Below are 15,711 nucleotides of genomic sequence, written 5' to 3'. Positions count from 1 at the left end.
TGCAGCCGGAAGCATCCCGTTCCGTCACTCCCTATATGGGTCGGGCAGACCCAGTTTGCCAAGTATTTCCGCCTCAACCCGCTCCATAAGCGTGGCGTCTGCGTCACGGACATGATCATAACCCAGAAGATGTAACGCGCCATGAACAACAAGATGCATGACATGAGCGGGAAATGGCTTGCCCTGCGCCATGGCTTCGCGGGCGCAGGTGTCATAGGCAATGGCTATATCCCCGAGATAGGCGGGATCCTCCGCGCTGCCGGGGTCCGGACGCTCCGGCACTGCGCCCGGCGTTTCGGGGCTCCGGTCTTCCTCGGGCCAGGACAGCACGTTGGTCGGGCGTGGCTTGTCGCGGAAATTGCCGTTCAGAGCGGCAATCCGGGCATCGTCACAGGCCAGAAGCGCCAGTTCATAGCCCGAGGGGTCAAGACCGAGATGTGCGGCCATTGCATCCAGCGCGCACTCCGCCAACGCCGCAAGGCCCGCGTCTTCCCAGCGCGGATCCTCGTAGATCGTATCGACAATCACCGGTTTGCCTTCATCAGTCTGCCCCCTTCAGAAGAACGTCGCACAGCATCGAAGCGCCGGGGGCCAGCCCCGGACCCCCGGGATATTTCCGGCCCAAAGAAACCGACCACACGCGTCCTTGAACAATACGCTCTCGATGTGGCGCCGGTCAGCCCGTGGCCGCATCTTGTTCGTAGGCCTCGATGATGGCCGCCACCAGCGGGTGGCGGACGACGTCGCTGGACGTGAAGTAGTTGAAGGCGATATTCGGAATCCGGTTGAGCAGGCGTTCCGCATCGGCCAGACCGGAAGGCACTCCACGCGGCAGGTCGATCTGCGTGCGGTCGCCGGTAATCACCATGCGCGAGCCTTCACCCAGACGGGTAAGAAACATCTTCATCTGCATCGACGTGGCATTCTGGGCTTCGTCGAGCACAACGAAGGCGTTCGACAAGGTGCGCCCCCGCATGAAGGCCAGCGGTGCGATCTCGACGGTCTTTTCCTCGATCATCTTGGCCAGCTGCTTGCCGGGCAGGAAATCATTCAGCGCATCGTATAGCGGCTGCATGTAGGGATCGACCTTGTCCTTCATGTCGCCGGGAAGATAGCCGAGCTTCTCGCCCGCCTCGACCGCGGGACGGCTGAGGATGATCTTGTCGACCTGCCCGGTGATCAGCATGTTCACGCCCACAGCAACCGCCAGATAGGTTTTACCGGTGCCCGCCGGGCCGATTCCGAACGCCAGCTCATTGGCATAGAGCGCCCGTACATAAGCCTTTTGCGCATCGGTACGCGGCTCGACAAGTTTCTTGCGCGTCTTGATTTCAACCGGCCCGCCGGCAAACATCTCCAGCTGACCTTCCGGCACGTCAGCCTCCGTGGCCATGCGGAACTGCCGATCGATCTCCGCGCCGCCAACATCGCGGCCCGCTTCGAGACGCTCGTAGAGCGCATGCAGCACTTCCGTCGCCTCGGCCTGCGCCTCGGGCGTGCCATGCACGGTCAGAACATTGCCACGGCGCAGAATCTGCACGCCTGTCCGGGCTTCGATATCTGTCAGGTTGCGGTCATATTCGCCGCACAGATCGATCAGCAATCGGTTGTCGGGGAATTCGAGGATCGCTTCGGTTGAAGGCGCTGTATCCAATCCGGTCTCCTGCGGCGCGCGGCGGTTTGGCGATATGGTGGCCCGACCGGATCATGGGCGCAAGGCGCAATCCGCGCCCCGCATGCGATCCGCGGTGCAATTAAACTAGATCAGGGCACCCTTGAGCGAATTCGGGCCACTTTCCACAATCCGCACGCGGCGCAGATCGCCAGCAGAAACGCCCTCGGCTTCGACATGCACCGCATGCAGGTATTCCGATTTGCCGACCATCTGTCCGGGCATGCGGCCGGGCTTTTCGAACAGCACCGCGACATCGCGGCCCACCATCGCGTCCTGCAGGGCGCGTTGCTGGCGGGTCAGGAGCGCCTGAAGCCGTTGCAGCCGCTCGTCCTTGACGGCCTCGGATACCTGATCGCGCTCCGCTGCCGGCGTGCCGGGGCGGGTGGAGTATTTGAATGAAAACGCCGAGCCGTATTGCACGCGTTCGATCAGGTCGAGCGTATCCTCAAAATCCGCATCCGTTTCTTCGGGGAACCCGACGATGAAATCTCCGGAGAGATGCAGGTCGGGGCGCACCGCGCGCAGCCGGTCAATGATGCGGAAATAATCGTCGCGCGTATGCTGGCGATTCATGCGCTTGAGGATCCGGTCGGAGCCCGCCTGAACCGGCAGATGCAGATATGGCATCAGCTTTTCGCAGTCGCCATGCGCCGCGATCAAAGCCTCGTCCATGTCATTGGGGTGCGAAGTGGTGAACCGGATCCGGGCAAGATCGTCGATGTCACTCAGCGCGTAGATCAGCCCGGCCAGCCCGCCCTCATGGCCATGGTAGGCATTGACGTTCTGGCCCAGCAAGGTGATCTCCCGCACGCCGCGCGCCACGAGATCGCGCGCCTCGGTCACGATGCGATCCGCCGGGCGCGACACTTCGGCTCCGCGTGTGTATGGCACGACACAAAAAGCACAGAACTTGTCACAGCCTTCCTGCACGGTCAGGAAGGCGCTCGGGCCGCGCTTGGCCTTGGGACGCGCCTTGAGGTGCTCGAACTTGTCCTCTTCGGGAAAATCCGTGTCGAGCGCCTTTTGCCCGGCACGCGCCTTGGCTTCGAGAGCGGGCAGGCGATGGTAGCTTTGCGGGCCGACCACAAGATCGACCATCGGCTGACGGCGCATGATCTCCGCGCCTTCGGCCTGTGCCACGCAACCGGCCACGCCGATCTTGAGATCCGGGTTCTCTGCCTTGAGGGTCTTGTAGCGGCCAAGCTCGGAATACACCTTCTCCGCGGCCTTTTCACGGATATGGCAGGTATTGAGCAGGATCATGTCGGCATCGTCCGGCGTCGACGTGGTGACATAACCTTCGCCGCCCATGGCCTCGGCCATACGCTCGCTGTCATAGACGTTCATCTGACAGCCATAGGTCTTGATGTAGAGCTTCTTAGTCATCTCGTGCCTCGCCGATATCCGCCGGATCCCGATGCCTTCGATGCGCCGCTTTGCTGCCGCGACGGTCATGCGCCAAGGGGCCGGTTGAACGCGCGCCATAGCGCGAAACCTCTGCCTTGCGCAATGGCCCCGCGCCTTGGGCGACAAGGAGGGCCCGCGCCGGTCACGTCTGGTAACCCGATCTTCACCCGCGATGGGATATCCCACCGGTATCCGGTATCCCGCCCGGCAAGGAGACACACGCGCCCGCAATGCAGCATGACGGCCTTGACAGTTTTGCGCTCTTTCTGCGCCGCAGCCCGCAAACCGGGCCAATTGCGCTGATCTTCGCGGAGGATGGCGTCGAACTTGGAAGCACCTTGCGGCACCATTGCGAGAAGGGGTTTGAAACCGTGGCCGCCTTTTTGCCCGCCGGCTTGGCCCTGCCTGACATGCCGGAGGAAACACGCGAATTTGAAACCCACATCCATCTGGTCCCCCATGCCACGGCGCGCCCGGACGCGATGCCCGAGGCCGTCAATCGTGTGATCGAGGCCACGCCGGGGCGATGGCTCTTCTACTGCTATAATGCGGAATTCCTGTTTTACCCGTTCTGCGAGTCGCGCTCGGTCGGGGAAATGCTCGCCCACCATGCCGAGGAACGGCGTGCCGCGATGTTGACCTATGTGATCGACCTTTACGCCGATGACCTCGCAGCGGCCCCAAATGCCGTGTCCCGAGACCGGGCCATGCTGGATAGGGTCGGGTATTACGCGCTCGCCCGGCCGGATCCGGCTGATCCCGACCGCACGCTCGACCGCCAACTGAATGTGTTCGGCGGTCTGCGATGGCGGTTCGAGGAGCATGTGCCCGAAGACAAGCGCCGGATCGACCGGATCAGCCTGTTCCGGGCGCGGCCCGGCTTGCGGCTGCGACCGGATCACACGCTGTCAGACCCGGAATACAACACCTATGCCTGTCCATGGCACAATTCCCTGACGGCGGCGGTCGCGTCTTTCCGGACCGCGAAGGCGCTCAAGACCAATCCCGGATCGACCTTCGATATCGACAGCTTTCACTGGCGGCACTCCACCGCTTTCAGGTGGCATTCGCGGCAATTGCTTGATCTTGGCCTGATGGAGCCCGGGCAGTGGTTCTGAGGGCATACGGCCCGTCAGGGGATGCCGCGCCGGCTACGCCTGACCGGCGGCACCCGCTTCGAAGGTGCACAGCGCGCCATGGCCGTCCGTCGCGCGCACGAGCACGTTCCTTTCCATCAGGGCATGCACGTATCTTGGAGCGGCCTCGCTGCCGTAGTTGAAGCTCAGGCAGGTCTGATCGAGATTGACCGGATTGCGCTCGAAGCCATTTTCCGGGCCCATCTTCTCCAGCACTTCCGCCTCGGTCATGCCCGCGTCAAGCCGGTTGGCTTCGCCATCGGCAGCCCCAGCTCCGCCACCCGCACCGCCGGGCATGACGACGCCATCACCGCATGCGACCAGCATGAAACACGTCAAAACGGCACAACCGGGTACGAGGCGCATCACAAATCCCTTTCGGAAGACTGCCCCAAGCCTAACCGCGACCCCGCGATTCCCGCAAGCTCCGCAGCGGGTTGCCCGCCAGGCGGGCCAGAACCGGCTACAGGTTGTCGTATTGCGGCATGCCCAGCACATGGAAGCCACCATCGACGCGGATCGTCTCTCCGGTCGTGCAGGCCCCGGCATCGGAAATCAGGTATACCGCTGTGCCGCCAACCGCATCCAGCGTCGCGTTGGACCGCAGGGGGGCATTCTGATCGGTGTGCTTGTAGGTCTTGCGCGCACCGCCAATCGCCGCACCGGCAAGGGTCTTCATCGGACCGGGTGAAATCGCATTCACCCGGATGCCTTCCGGCCCGAGATCGTTGGCGAGGTATTTCACACAGGCTTCGAGCGCGGCCTTGGCCACGCCCATCACGTTATAATTCGGCGTCACGCGCGTGGAGCCCATGTAGCTCAGGGTCAGCAGCGTGCCGCCCTTCTCCACCATCATCGGATGCGCCCGCCGGGCCACCTCCACAAAACTGTAGGCGGAGATATCCATGGAGTTCTTGAAATTGGCGCGGCTGGTATTCAGAAAGCGCCCCGTGAGCTCGGATTTGTCGGAAAACGCAATGGCATGGACGACGAAATCGAGACTGTCCCAACGCTGTGCCAGCGCGTCAAACGCGGCATCGAGAGACGCATCGTCCGTCACATCGACATCGACCATGAAATCCGACCCGACAGACTGCGCCAGTGGTTCCAGCCGCTTCCCGAACGCCTCACCTTGATAAGTGAAGGCAAGCTCTGCGCCCGCTTCCGCGCAAGCCTTGGCGATGCCCCAAGCGATCGAGCGTTCATTGGCAACGCCCATGATGAGCCCGCGTTTTCCCTCAAGTGACATCATGGACGCGATCCTTTCGTCTGAAATGCTTGATCGTATTCAAATCGGGCCCGAGCCCGGCACGCGGGTTCAATCCCGCAATTTGGACAACAGCATCGAGCCGTTGGTGCCGCCAAATCCGAAGGAGTTGGTCATCACCGTATCCAGCCCGGCATTGTCGACCCGCGCCGTGGCAATCTCTTCGGGTTTCAGCGCGGGATCGAGCGTTTCGACATTGATCGACGGGATGATGAAATCATGCTCCAGCGCGAGCAGACAATAGATCGCTTCCTGCGCTCCCGTGGCGCCTTGGCTGTGGCCGGTCATGGACTTGGTCGAAGAGACCGGGGGGGTCTGACCTTCGCCAAAGACCCGGCGCACCGCTTCGATCTCGCCGACATCGCCCACCGGGGTCGAGGTGCCATGCGCGTTGATGTAGCTGACCGCGCGCCCCTCTGGCAGCGTGCGCAGAGCGCCGCGCATGGCGCGCTCGCCACCCTCGCCCGAGGGGGCCACCATGTCCGCGCCGTCAGAGGTGGCCGAGAACCCGGTCACTTCCGCATAGATCTTCGCGCCACGCGCCTGTGCCCGCTCAAGGCTTTCCAGCACCACAATTGCGCCGCCGCCCGAAATCACGAACCCATCGCGGCCCGCATCGAAGGCACGCGAGGCCTTTTCCGGAGTGTCGTTGTATTTCGACGACATCGCGCCCATCGCGTCAAACAAGCAGGAGAGCGTCCAGTCGAGCTCTTCGCCGCCGCCTGCGAACATCACGTCCTGATTGCCAAGCGCCACCTGCTGCGCCGCCATGCCGATACAATGCAACGAGGTCGAGCAGGCCGAGGTGATCGAGAAGTTCATGCCCTTGATCTGATACGCGGTCGCGAGGTTCGCCGACACCGTAGACGACATGCATTTCGGCACCGCAAAGGGCCCGATCCGCTTGGTTGCACCGCTCTTGAGCACGGTCTGGTGTGCCGCAAGCATGGCAGAGGTCGAGGGGCCACCGGATCCCGCGATCAAGCCGGTCATCGGGTTGACGACCTCGGCAGTCTCGAGGCCGGCATCCTTGATGGCCTGTTCCATGGCGATATAGGCATAGGCCGAACCCGGCCCCATGAAGCGCAATGTGCGCTTGTCGATATGATCGGCGGGATTGAGGTCGATCTGCCCCGAGATCTGGCTGCGGAACCCGTGCTCGGCCATCTCTTCCGAGGCTGAAATCCCGGACTGCCCCGCCTTGAGCGAAGCCAGGACTTCATCAGCATTCGTTCCGATGGACGACACGATACCGAGACCGGTGACGACAACGCGGCGCATGGGCGCACTCCTTTGTTTGGCTGCCGCTTGTTTATGACAGCGCCCCGCAAGGGCGCAAGGCGATAGAAGCCCGACGGTTTTCCGCGAATTCCCGCCGGTTGTCGCCCCTGTCCGGAACCAAGTCTTGAGCGACGGGCGCGCCGCGGGCACAGTCTGCGCAGCCATGGCGCCAGCCGCCCCAGCCAACCCCGAAACGAGGATACGCATCGTGACAAGCGAGCGACACGACAGGGATCCTGTGTTTCGCACGGCAAAACAGGTTGTCGATTTCCTGCTCGAAGAGATCCGGCTCGCCTATATGAACCGGGACTTCCCGCGGTATCGAAAGCGGCTGTCCTTGCCGCACAGGCTGGGCACGTTCGACGGAGATGTGGATCTGAAGACCGAGGAAGACATCCGCAGGCTCTTTGACGACATGCGCGCCTATCTCGACGAACGCGGGGTGATCGACCTCGCTCGGCACACGGTCTCGGCCCAGTTCATCACCAGCGATCTGATCGAGGCGACGTTTGTGTCACGGCATGTGACACGTGATTACCGTCTCAGCGAAGAGGTGATCGGCCACGGCACGCTCCGGCACGAAAACGGGATCTGGCGGATTCCGGAATGCCGCTATGCCACGCAGGAAGCCGCGTTCAACCGCACGCTGCGGCGCCTCGTGCGGACCTGACACACACAGAGGCCCGCGCCGCCGCCCATGCGCGATCGACGCAGAATCTCTGCGCCTCCGCTCAGCTCTCGCTCAGCGCGACCTTCATGTCCTTGACCTGATAGATCACCTCGCCATCGGCCTCGACGATACCATCGGCGACCCCCATGGTGAGCCGGCGAGTCTGCACGGCCTTGGTGAAATCCACCTTGTAGGTCAACATCTTGCGATCGGGCCGCACCATACCGGTCAGCTTGACCTCGCCCACGCCCAGCGCATAGCCGCGCCCCGTCCAGCCGCGCCAGCCGAGATTAAAGCCGGTCAGCTGCCACAACCCGTCAAGGCCAAGGCACCCGGGCATGATCGGATTGCCCGGAAAGTGGCAGTCAAAGAACCACAGGTCCGGCGTGATGTCGAACTCCGCCACCACATGCCCTTTCCCGTGCAACCCGCGATCGCCCGAAATATCGGTGATGCGGTCCATCATCAGCATCGGCGGCTCCGGCAACTGTGCATTGCCCGGACCGAAAAGCTCGCCTCGGGCGCATTTCAGCAGGTCTTCCTTGCCAAAACTGGTGGGATAATCGGCCATGCGGATGCGCTCCTATCAAGGATTACTAGGGTTGGATCAGCGCCGCCCATAGCATTGCACAGCTGCAGCCTGCAAGGGCGGCGCCCGGCGTGCCAACGGCGATGTCCCCGCCGCCCCGCTGCCAAGGCAGGACGATCGCACCAGGCGCACATGCGGCCTGTGGTCGCGATCCGTCTCGATTCCGGCAGCCCGGGGCCGGTTCTTGAGAACCGGTTGCAAATTCGTTTGAAATTGGCGGCCTGCGCGCTTTATATGGAACAGACAGGCACAACAGCGATGGCATCGGACCTTATGGCGGCTCACGCGGATCACACCACCAGCGACACGCATCTCCGGCAGGAGCGGGCTCAGAGCTGGCTGCGCGGCGCAAACCTGCGACCGACACGCCAACGGGTTGCGCTGGCGTCCCTTCTCGTTGGCGACGGGCAGGACCGCCATGTTACTGCGGAAAGCCTGTTCGAGGCTGCCAAGGATGACGGAGATCCGGTTTCGCTGGCGACGGTCTACAACACGCTCAAGGCGTTCTGCGATGCGGGCCTCATTCAGGAAGTGACCGTGGATGGCTCCAAGAGCTATTTCGACACGAACACCCATGACCACCCGCATTTCTTCTGGGAAGACGAAGGGCGGCTGACGGACGCGCCGGCTGACCAGCTCGAGATTTCCCGCCTGCCGACTGCGCCGGACGGTGCGGAAATCGCATCGGTCGATGTTGTGATTCGTCTGCGAAAGACACGCTGACCCCCCATCTCTCTTCCCGCGGGTTCCTCCGACTTGCGGCCGCTCCTCCGGAAACGGCAATCCTGATATCTGGCCCACCAGAAACCGTGCTCGCGGCGGCTTACTGGCCCGGCGTCACAGGCACCACTTCCGTGCATTCGCAACGACACTTTCCACGGTAAAGCCTGCGTCTCTGGCCCGGAGATTCGCAGGGCACACCACGTGGCGGAACCGAACCGCGTGCGCGCTGCACCAGTCCCCCCACCAACCGTCCGCGCGAGGATGTATCGCCCTCGACCCGCGGGGTTGCATCATCCGTCCAGTGCTCTGAAATCTGTGACGAAGACGCGCATCTGTTCCGATTGCGCCCAAAAGCTGGTACCCGCGGCCGGACTCGAACCGGCACGGCCATACGGCCTGGAGATTTTAAGTCTCCTGTGTCTACCATTCCACCACACGGGCCAGCAGGCCTACCCTAGCCAGAGCCCGCGTGGCATGCCAGATCCCCCGCGCCAATTTGCACCAAAAAATTGTGCGCGGATCAGAGGTCGTCACCCGGCAGCGGGCGCAGCAAGGCCCGTTCGCCCAACCACGGGTTCAAGTCCAGCGCCTCGCGCAACACGCGCTGGCCCTCTTCATCGCGCCCCATCCTCAACAATGTCAGCGCCTTACCCGAGAGCGCGCCAATATGTTCGGGGTTGATGGACAAGGCCTGTTCCAGGTCCGGCAGCGCCGCCGCATAGTCACCGCGCAGGAAGTGGAGGAATGCCCTCTGGTTGTATCCCTCCGCATAGAACGGACAGTATCCCACCAGCCGGTCAAAGCGGTCCTTGGCGCGCAGGAAGTCCGACACGTTGCGCGCGCGCATACCCTCGTCCAGCATCATCTGGCTCGGCTCATCGGGCGCCTGGAGCCACAATTCCCACATCTGCGCGGAAATCGCCCGCGCCGCCATCTCGTCCTGCACGGTCTGAAGATCTGCCAGATGTGCGGCTAGGGTCTCGGAATGATCGGGGGCCACGGGGCACCCATCCGCAACCGCCTCACGTGGCAGGACGCAGAGCGCCAGAACAAGTGCGGCCGCTTTGGCCGGAAATCCCATGCGTATCGTCATGCAAACAAAGGTGATGCGCGCCGGGCGTCGGTCAAGTGACATCTGCCAGACCGGCCTCCTTGACCGCCTCCATCGCCACGTAGGTCGAGGTCGATGCGACACAGGGCAGGATAGAGATCACCTCCGCCAGAACGCGCCGATAGCGCGACATGTCCGAGGTGCGCACCTTCAGCAGGTAATCGAAGTTTCCCGCGATCAGATGCACCTGTTCGATCTCCGGCACCCGCGTGACCGCTTCGTTGAATGCCGCAAGGTCGCCTTCGCGGGTCGAGGTCAGCTTCACCTCCACGAAAGCCACGTGATTGACACCAAGTTGGATCGGATCGAGGATCGCGCGATAACCGCGGATCACGCCGGCCTCTTCCAGCCGCCGCAGCCGCGCCTGCGTGGGCGATTTGGACAATCCGATCCGCCGCGCAAGCTCGGTGATCGAGATCCGTCCGTCACTCGCCAGGATCTTGAGAATCGACCGGTCGAATTGGTCAAGGTCATCCATATTCATTTTGCGCGCGCCTCCCGCGAAACAAAGACGTTTCGGCCTCAAATCACCCACACTTCGGGCAAAACGCCTGAAAGCTTTGCGATAGACTGCCCGAAACTTCTGGAGAGCGCCATGCCCAAGGACCACAGCGATACGTTGCGCCAGTCGATCGACGCCGCCACCTATGCCGATCAGGACGAAACCCTTGCGCGCCTGATCGCGGAAGCCGGGTTGAGCAGCGCTGACCGCGCGACCATCAGCGCCCGCGGGGCCGATCTCGTGCGGGCCATTCGCGGCCATACGCAACCGGGCCTGATGGAAGTGTTCCTCGCGGAATACGGCTTGTCCACCGATGAGGGTGTCGCGCTCATGTGCCTGGCCGAGGCGCTGTTGCGCGTGCCCGATGCAGAGACCATCGACGCGCTGATCGAAGACAAGATCGCCCCGTCGGATTGGGGCCGGCATCTGGGGCACTCCACCTCGCCGCTGGTCAATGCGTCGACCTGGGCCCTGATGCTGACGGGCAAAGTGCTGGACGACGATGCGCCCGGACCGGTCGGCCATCTCCGAGCCGCGATCAAACGGCTGGGTGAGCCGGTCATCCGCACCGCCGTCGGGCGCGCGATGAAGGAAATGGGCGCGCAGTTCGTGCTCGGCGAAACGATCCAGAACGCGATGACCCGCGCTGCGCGGATGGAAGCCAAGGGCTATACCTACAGCTACGACATGCTCGGTGAAGCCGCCCGCACCGAACGCGACGCGCGCCGCTACCACCTGAGCTATTCGCGCGCGATCACCGCCATCGCGGAGGCCGCGACCGGCAATGACATCCGCACCAATCCCGGCATTTCCGTCAAGCTTTCCGCGCTGCATCCCCGCTACGACCTGCTGCAAAGGGACACGGTGATGGCCGAACTGGTCCCGCGTCTGCGCACCCTTGCGCAACTGGCGCGCAGCGCCGGGATCGGCCTCAACGTGGACGCCGAAGAAGCGGACCGCCTTTCGCTTTCGCTCGACGTGATCGAGGCCGTGCTGTCGGAGCCTTCGCTGGCCGGTTGGGACGGGTTTGGCGTTGTGGTGCAAGCCTACGGACAGCGCGCCGGCCACGTGGTCGACTGGCTGCACGCGCTGGCGACCCGGCTCGACCGCCGGATCATGGTGCGGCTGGTCAAAGGCGCCTATTGGGACACGGAAATCAAACGTGCGCAGGTCGCCGGCATGACCGGGTTTCCCGTCTTCACCGACAAGGCCGCCACAGACATCTCCTATATCGCCAATGCCCGCAAGCTGCTCTCCCTGACGGATCGGATCTACCCGCAATTCGCGACCCATAACGCGCATACGGTGGCGGCGATCCTGCATATGGCCGAAGCCATGGGGCGCGACCCGGCGGATTTCGAGTTCCAGAGGCTGCATGGCATGGGTGAAACCCTGCATGACATCACGCGCCAGAAAAACGGCACCCGCTGCCGGATCTACGCGCCGGTGGGCGCGCATCGCGACCTTCTGGCCTATCTGGTGCGGCGCCTTCTGGAAAACGGTGCCAACAGCTCTTTCGTCAACCAGATCGTCGACGCGGACGTTTCGCCGGAGGTTGTCGCCGCAGACCCGTTCGCGGCCTCGATCACGGCGGGTCTGACCACCGGCCGCGCCCTGTTTGCGCCGGAGCGGCCAAACTCGAAGGGGTTCGACCTGCGCGACCCCAACGATCTTGCCCGGATGACTCAGGCGCGCGACCGGTTCGCCATGCATGTTTGGACGGCAACGCCCGTGGTTGCCTGCGACGCGCCCACCGGCCCCGCCAGCCCGGTGGTCAACCCCGCCCGGCCCGCGGACACGGTCGGGCAAGTGACCTGGGCCAATGCCGAGACCGTGACGCGCGCCGCCGACGCCGCGACTGCGTGGGATGCCGACCCGGCGACCCGCGCCGCCGTGCTCAACCGGGGCGCCGACCTTTACGAGCAACATTTTGGCGAGCTTTTTGCCCTGCTCCACCGCGAGGCGGGCAAGACACTGCAGGACGCCATCGCGGAGCTGCGCGAGGCGGTGGATTTCCTGCGCTACTACGCCGCCCGTGCCGAGGGGCCCGCGCGGGGCGTCTTTGCCTGTATCTCGCCGTGGAATTTTCCGCTTGCGATCTTCACCGGACAGATCAGCGCGGCCCTCGCCGCCGGGAATGGCGTGCTTGCCAAGCCCGCTGAACAGACGCCGCTTATCGCCCACCGGGCGGTGGCCCTGCTGCTCGAAGCCGGCGTGCCCCCCCGCGCGCTGCAATGCCTGCCCGGCGCCGGGGATGTGGGCGCGGCCCTGACCGCCAACCCGTCCGTCAGCGGCGTCGCCTTTACCGGCTCCACCGAAACCGCCATGACGATACACCGCGCCATTGCCACCCATCTTGCACCCGGAACGCCCTTTATCGCAGAGACGGGCGGCCTCAACGCGATGATCGTCGACAGCACCGCGCTGCCCGAACAAGCGGTGCAGGCCATCGTCGAATCCGCCTTCCAGTCCGCCGGTCAACGCTGCTCCGCGCTGCGTTGCCTCTATGTGCAGGAGGATATCGCAGAGGATTTGCTGACCATGCTGACCGGGGCGATGGATGCGCTGGTGACGGGCGACCCGTGGCAGATCTCGACCGATCTCGGGCCGGTGATCGACGCCGAAGCCCGGCAGGGCATTCTCAACCACATCGCCCAAGCCGAGGCGGAGGGGCGGGTCATCCGAAGCTACCCCACCCGCGACAGCGGGCATTTCGTGGCGCCGACCCTGATCCGCGTGACCGGAATCGGCGATCTGGAGTCCGAGATATTCGGGCCTGTGCTGCATGTGGCCACCTTTGCCGCGCGCGAGATCGACGCGGTGATCGACGCGATCAACGCCACCGGCTACGGGCTGACCTTCGGGCTGATGACCCGCATCGACGACCGCGTCCAACACGTGACCGAGCGCGTGCAGGCGGGCAATCTCTATGTGAACCGAAACCAGATCGGCGCCATTGTCGGATCACAACCCTTTGGCGGTGAAGGGCTGTCCGGCACAGGCCCCAAGGCCGGCGGGCCGTTCTACCTCGATCGCTTTCGCGCATATCCGGCGCCGGGCGCCGCCGGTGCGTGGTCCGCACCGATGGCGCCAGAGACGCTGCGCGCCGCGCTGGAGAACGCCGCTGCGGCTCCTGCCCCCGTTCAGCAAGGCCTGCCCGGCCCGACCGGCGAAGGCAACACGCTCACGCATTTCGCCCGCCCGCCGGTTTTGTGTCTTGGTCCGGGACAGGATACCGCCGAGGCGCAGCGCGCCGCGGTCGAGGCGCTTGGCGGCGTTGCGGTCTGCGCCACCGGGCATGTGGATCCCGCAGTGCTTGAAACGCTGGAAGGGATTTCCGCCATTCTCTGGTGGGGGCCGGACGACGTGGGCCGCGCCTACCGCCGCGCGTTGGCCGCACGGTCCGGGCCGATCCTGACGCTGATCACGGGCATGCCGGACCACGGGCACGCGCGCGCGGAACGGCATGTCTGCATCGATACCACCGCCGCCGGCGGCAATGCGGCCCTTCTGGCCGGGCAAACGTGACGGTATGGCGCACGCCAGACCCGGCCTGCGCCTCCCCCTCTCGACAGACACCACACCGCGGCCGGGCACGTGGGGGCGCGGCGCGGGCCAGCCTCCGGGTGCCCGTCGGAGTTCAGGGCCAAGGGGATGGCCCCGCGCTGGTCGCCCTTTCCTGCCGGGCGCCCCACGTGTCACGACATGGGCCGCACGCGGCGCCACGGGCGCGGGGCAGACCGCTTTGGTGCGGATGTCCCGTCATCGTTGCTCACCACCCTCCGCACCGGCCGGGATGACAGGATGGGTCGGTTCTGCTTCGCTGGCGCAGACCGAATGGGCGCCTTGCCGTGCCTGAAACCGGGCCCATGCCGCATTTCGGCGTGCGGGGCGTGATCGTCGCTTGACCTCCTTGGCCTGCGTGCCACTCTCTCGGGTATGTTACCGATCCGCGATCACAACCCGTCCGGCCGCACGCCCTATATCACCTACGCGTTGATGATCGCCAATATCGCGATCTTCGTCTGGACGCTGCAATACGAGTCCGACCAGCGGGCGCTGGCGCAGCTCTATTTCGACTATGCGCTGATCCCCGCGCTGATCTCCGAGGGTCAGGGGTTCGAAGGTATCGTGACCTCGATGTTCCTGCATGGCGGCTTCATGCATCTCGCGGGCAACATGCTGTTCCTGTTCATCTTCGGCGACAACATGGAAGACGAGATGGGCCATGTGCCGTTCCTTGTCTTCTATCTTGCCGCGGGCGTCGGTGCCGGGCTGCTGCACTACCTGTCGGAGCCCTATTCCCAGGTGCCGACAATCGGCGCATCCGGTGCCATCGCCGGGGTGATGGGCGGGTATCTGCTGCTCTTTCCCAAGGCCAGGATCGACATCCTCATCATCCTCGTCGTGATCTTCAAGATCCTGCCTCTGCCTGCGTGGATCGTTCTGGCCGTCTGGTTTGCCATGCAGCTCTTTGGCGGGTTCAGCCAACCGGCGGATATGGGCGGGGTCGCCTACTGGGCCCATGCCGGCGGCTTCCTCGTGGGACTCGTGCTCACGGTGCCCATCTGGCTTCGGCGCGGCGGCCCGCGCTTCTGGGTCGACACCGAGGGGCACCCACCGCATCCCGAAGCGCAATACAGGCTGGCCCGCAGCGCCGTGCCCCGGGTGCCGCGCCGCTGATCCCGCGCCGCATGCCCGTCCGCTGACCCGGTGCGGCCAGCATCAGGTCAAACACCGCCCCCCACGCCTCCCCCCCGAGATCCCACGCCTTCCCCGAGAAAGGACACCGGTCATGTCAGACCCGATCAAGGCCACCTGCCATTGCGGCGCGGTCGAACTCAGCGTCACTCTGAGCGACGGGTTCAACACCGCGCGCCGCTGCGATTGCTCTTTCTGTCGCCGCCGCGGAGCCCCTGCCGTTTCGGCACCGCTGAACGGGGTCGCGGTCATTCGCGGGGCCGACGCGCTGACGCTCTACAGTTTTGGCACTCATACCGCACAGCATCACTTCTGCGCCCGTTGCGGCATCTACATGTTCCACAAGCGCCGCTCGAACCCGAATGAATTCGGCGTCAATCTCTATGCGCTGGAGGGCGTGCTGCCGCAGGATGTGGAACCCGTCCCCTGGGTGGACGGTATCAACCACCCGTCCGACCGCAGCGACGGCTGATACTGGCGCAGTGGCCAAAACCACGCACCTGCACTTGGGCCGGGCATCGCCACGGACACGGAATTGGTCAAGGACAGGGGCACCGGCACTGTCGAGGACAAGGCCACGATGGTCTCGGCGGCACCATGGCGCTGGTCGCAAAGCCCAGACAGGGCAGTCTTCGCCCTGTTGCGCTCC

15 protein-coding genes and 1 tRNA gene are annotated in these 15,711 nt (G+C 64.3%); 6 read left to right on the top strand and 10 right to left on the bottom strand.

Annotated elements, in window-relative coordinates:
• Window positions 1–24: 24 nt before the first annotated feature.
• The 3 genes from ybeY to miaB all read right to left on the bottom strand — a co-directional run bounded on the left by ybeY (window position 25) and on the right by miaB (window position 3,061).
• Window positions 25–528 (bottom strand): rRNA maturation RNase YbeY, encoded by a 504-nt coding sequence (gene ybeY / locus J1C49_RS17225; protein WP_227447077.1) that lies wholly within the window; start codon window positions 526–528, stop codon window positions 25–27.
• Between the two features lie 148 nt (window positions 529–676).
• A complete protein-coding gene (locus J1C49_RS17220) occupies window positions 677–1,654 on the bottom strand; it encodes a PhoH family protein (protein ID WP_227447076.1) in 978 nt (325 codons plus the stop codon).
• A 105-nt stretch (window positions 1,655–1,759) separates the two neighbouring features.
• Window positions 1,760–3,061 carry a tRNA (N6-isopentenyl adenosine(37)-C2)-methylthiotransferase MiaB gene (gene miaB / locus J1C49_RS17215; RefSeq protein ID WP_227447102.1) on the bottom strand — a complete coding sequence of 434 codons (1,302 nt, stop codon included), beginning with the start codon at window positions 3,059–3,061 and terminating at the stop codon, window positions 1,760–1,762.
• Window positions 3,062–3,312: 251 nt separating this feature from the next.
• Between miaB and J1C49_RS17210 the strand changes: the two genes are divergently transcribed.
• Window positions 3,313–4,200: a hypothetical protein gene (locus J1C49_RS17210; RefSeq protein WP_227447075.1), complete on the top strand. Its 888-nt coding sequence runs from the start codon at window positions 3,313–3,315 to the stop codon at window positions 4,198–4,200.
• A 33-nt stretch (window positions 4,201–4,233) separates the two neighbouring features.
• Here J1C49_RS17210 and J1C49_RS17205 read toward each other — a convergent pair whose 3' ends face one another.
• The 3 genes from J1C49_RS17205 to J1C49_RS17195 all read right to left on the bottom strand — a co-directional run bounded on the left by J1C49_RS17205 (window position 4,234) and on the right by J1C49_RS17195 (window position 6,766).
• On the bottom strand, window positions 4,234–4,545 hold the full coding sequence (locus J1C49_RS17205; protein WP_227447074.1) for a hypothetical protein: 312 nt from the start codon (window positions 4,543–4,545) through the stop codon (window positions 4,234–4,236).
• Between the two features lie 136 nt (window positions 4,546–4,681).
• Entirely contained in the window at window positions 4,682–5,470 is a 789-nt protein-coding gene (locus tag J1C49_RS17200) for an enoyl-ACP reductase (RefSeq protein WP_370639430.1), read from the bottom strand.
• Window positions 5,471–5,536: 66 nt separating this feature from the next.
• Window positions 5,537–6,766 carry a beta-ketoacyl synthase N-terminal-like domain-containing protein gene (locus J1C49_RS17195; RefSeq protein ID WP_227447073.1) on the bottom strand — a complete coding sequence of 410 codons (1,230 nt, stop codon included), beginning with the start codon at window positions 6,764–6,766 and terminating at the stop codon, window positions 5,537–5,539.
• 208 nt (window positions 6,767–6,974) lie between these two features.
• On the opposite strand from J1C49_RS17195, the gene J1C49_RS17190 reads away from it, so the two are divergent.
• Entirely contained in the window at window positions 6,975–7,436 is a 462-nt protein-coding gene (locus J1C49_RS17190; RefSeq protein WP_227447072.1) for a hypothetical protein, read from the top strand.
• Between the two features lie 61 nt (window positions 7,437–7,497).
• Here J1C49_RS17190 and fabA read toward each other — a convergent pair whose 3' ends face one another.
• Window positions 7,498–8,007, bottom strand: a complete 510-nt coding sequence (gene fabA / locus J1C49_RS17185) for a bifunctional 3-hydroxydecanoyl-ACP dehydratase/trans-2-decenoyl-ACP isomerase (protein ID WP_227447071.1) — start codon at window positions 8,005–8,007, stop codon at window positions 7,498–7,500.
• A 291-nt stretch (window positions 8,008–8,298) separates the two neighbouring features.
• Between fabA and irrA the strand changes: the two genes are divergently transcribed.
• Window positions 8,299–8,748 carry an iron response transcriptional regulator IrrA gene (irrA, locus tag J1C49_RS17180; RefSeq protein ID WP_227447100.1) on the top strand — a complete coding sequence of 150 codons (450 nt, stop codon included), beginning with the start codon at window positions 8,299–8,301 and terminating at the stop codon, window positions 8,746–8,748.
• Between the two features lie 355 nt (window positions 8,749–9,103).
• On the opposite strand, the gene J1C49_RS17175 is transcribed toward irrA, so the two are convergent.
• From J1C49_RS17175 to J1C49_RS17165, 3 genes are all read right to left on the bottom strand, one after another.
• Window positions 9,104–9,189: transfer RNA gene (locus J1C49_RS17175), tRNA-Leu, on the bottom strand.
• Between the two features lie 79 nt (window positions 9,190–9,268).
• Window positions 9,269–9,883 (bottom strand): tetratricopeptide repeat protein, encoded by a 615-nt coding sequence (locus J1C49_RS17170; RefSeq protein ID WP_227447070.1) that lies wholly within the window; start codon window positions 9,881–9,883, stop codon window positions 9,269–9,271.
• Window positions 9,873–10,343, bottom strand: coding sequence for an Lrp/AsnC family transcriptional regulator (locus J1C49_RS17165; protein ID WP_227447069.1), 471 nt, complete (start codon window positions 10,341–10,343; stop codon window positions 9,873–9,875). The genes J1C49_RS17170 and J1C49_RS17165 overlap by 11 nt, the downstream gene beginning before the upstream one ends.
• A gap of 111 nt (window positions 10,344–10,454) precedes the next feature.
• On the opposite strand from J1C49_RS17165, the gene putA reads away from it, so the two are divergent.
• The 3 genes from putA to J1C49_RS17150 all read left to right on the top strand — a co-directional run bounded on the left by putA (window position 10,455) and on the right by J1C49_RS17150 (window position 15,534).
• The gene (putA, locus tag J1C49_RS17160; protein WP_227447068.1) at window positions 10,455–13,889 is read left to right on the top strand and encodes a bifunctional proline dehydrogenase/L-glutamate gamma-semialdehyde dehydrogenase PutA; all 3,435 of its coding nucleotides are present in this window, start codon (window positions 10,455–10,457) and stop codon (window positions 13,887–13,889) included.
• 411 nt (window positions 13,890–14,300) lie between these two features.
• On the top strand, window positions 14,301–15,044 hold the full coding sequence (locus J1C49_RS17155) for a rhomboid family intramembrane serine protease (protein ID WP_227447067.1): 744 nt from the start codon (window positions 14,301–14,303) through the stop codon (window positions 15,042–15,044).
• Between the two features lie 112 nt (window positions 15,045–15,156).
• Window positions 15,157–15,534, top strand: a complete 378-nt coding sequence (locus J1C49_RS17150; protein ID WP_227447066.1) for a GFA family protein — start codon at window positions 15,157–15,159, stop codon at window positions 15,532–15,534.
• Window positions 15,535–15,711: the final 177 nt, after the last annotated feature.

It is taken from the genome of Cognatishimia sp. F0-27 (genome assembly GCF_020667845.1).
GTDB lineage: Bacteria > Pseudomonadota > Alphaproteobacteria > Rhodobacterales > Rhodobacteraceae > JAFMPQ01.
The sequence above is the reverse complement of the archived record's forward strand: the minus strand, read 5'-3'. Positions and strand labels throughout refer to the sequence as shown.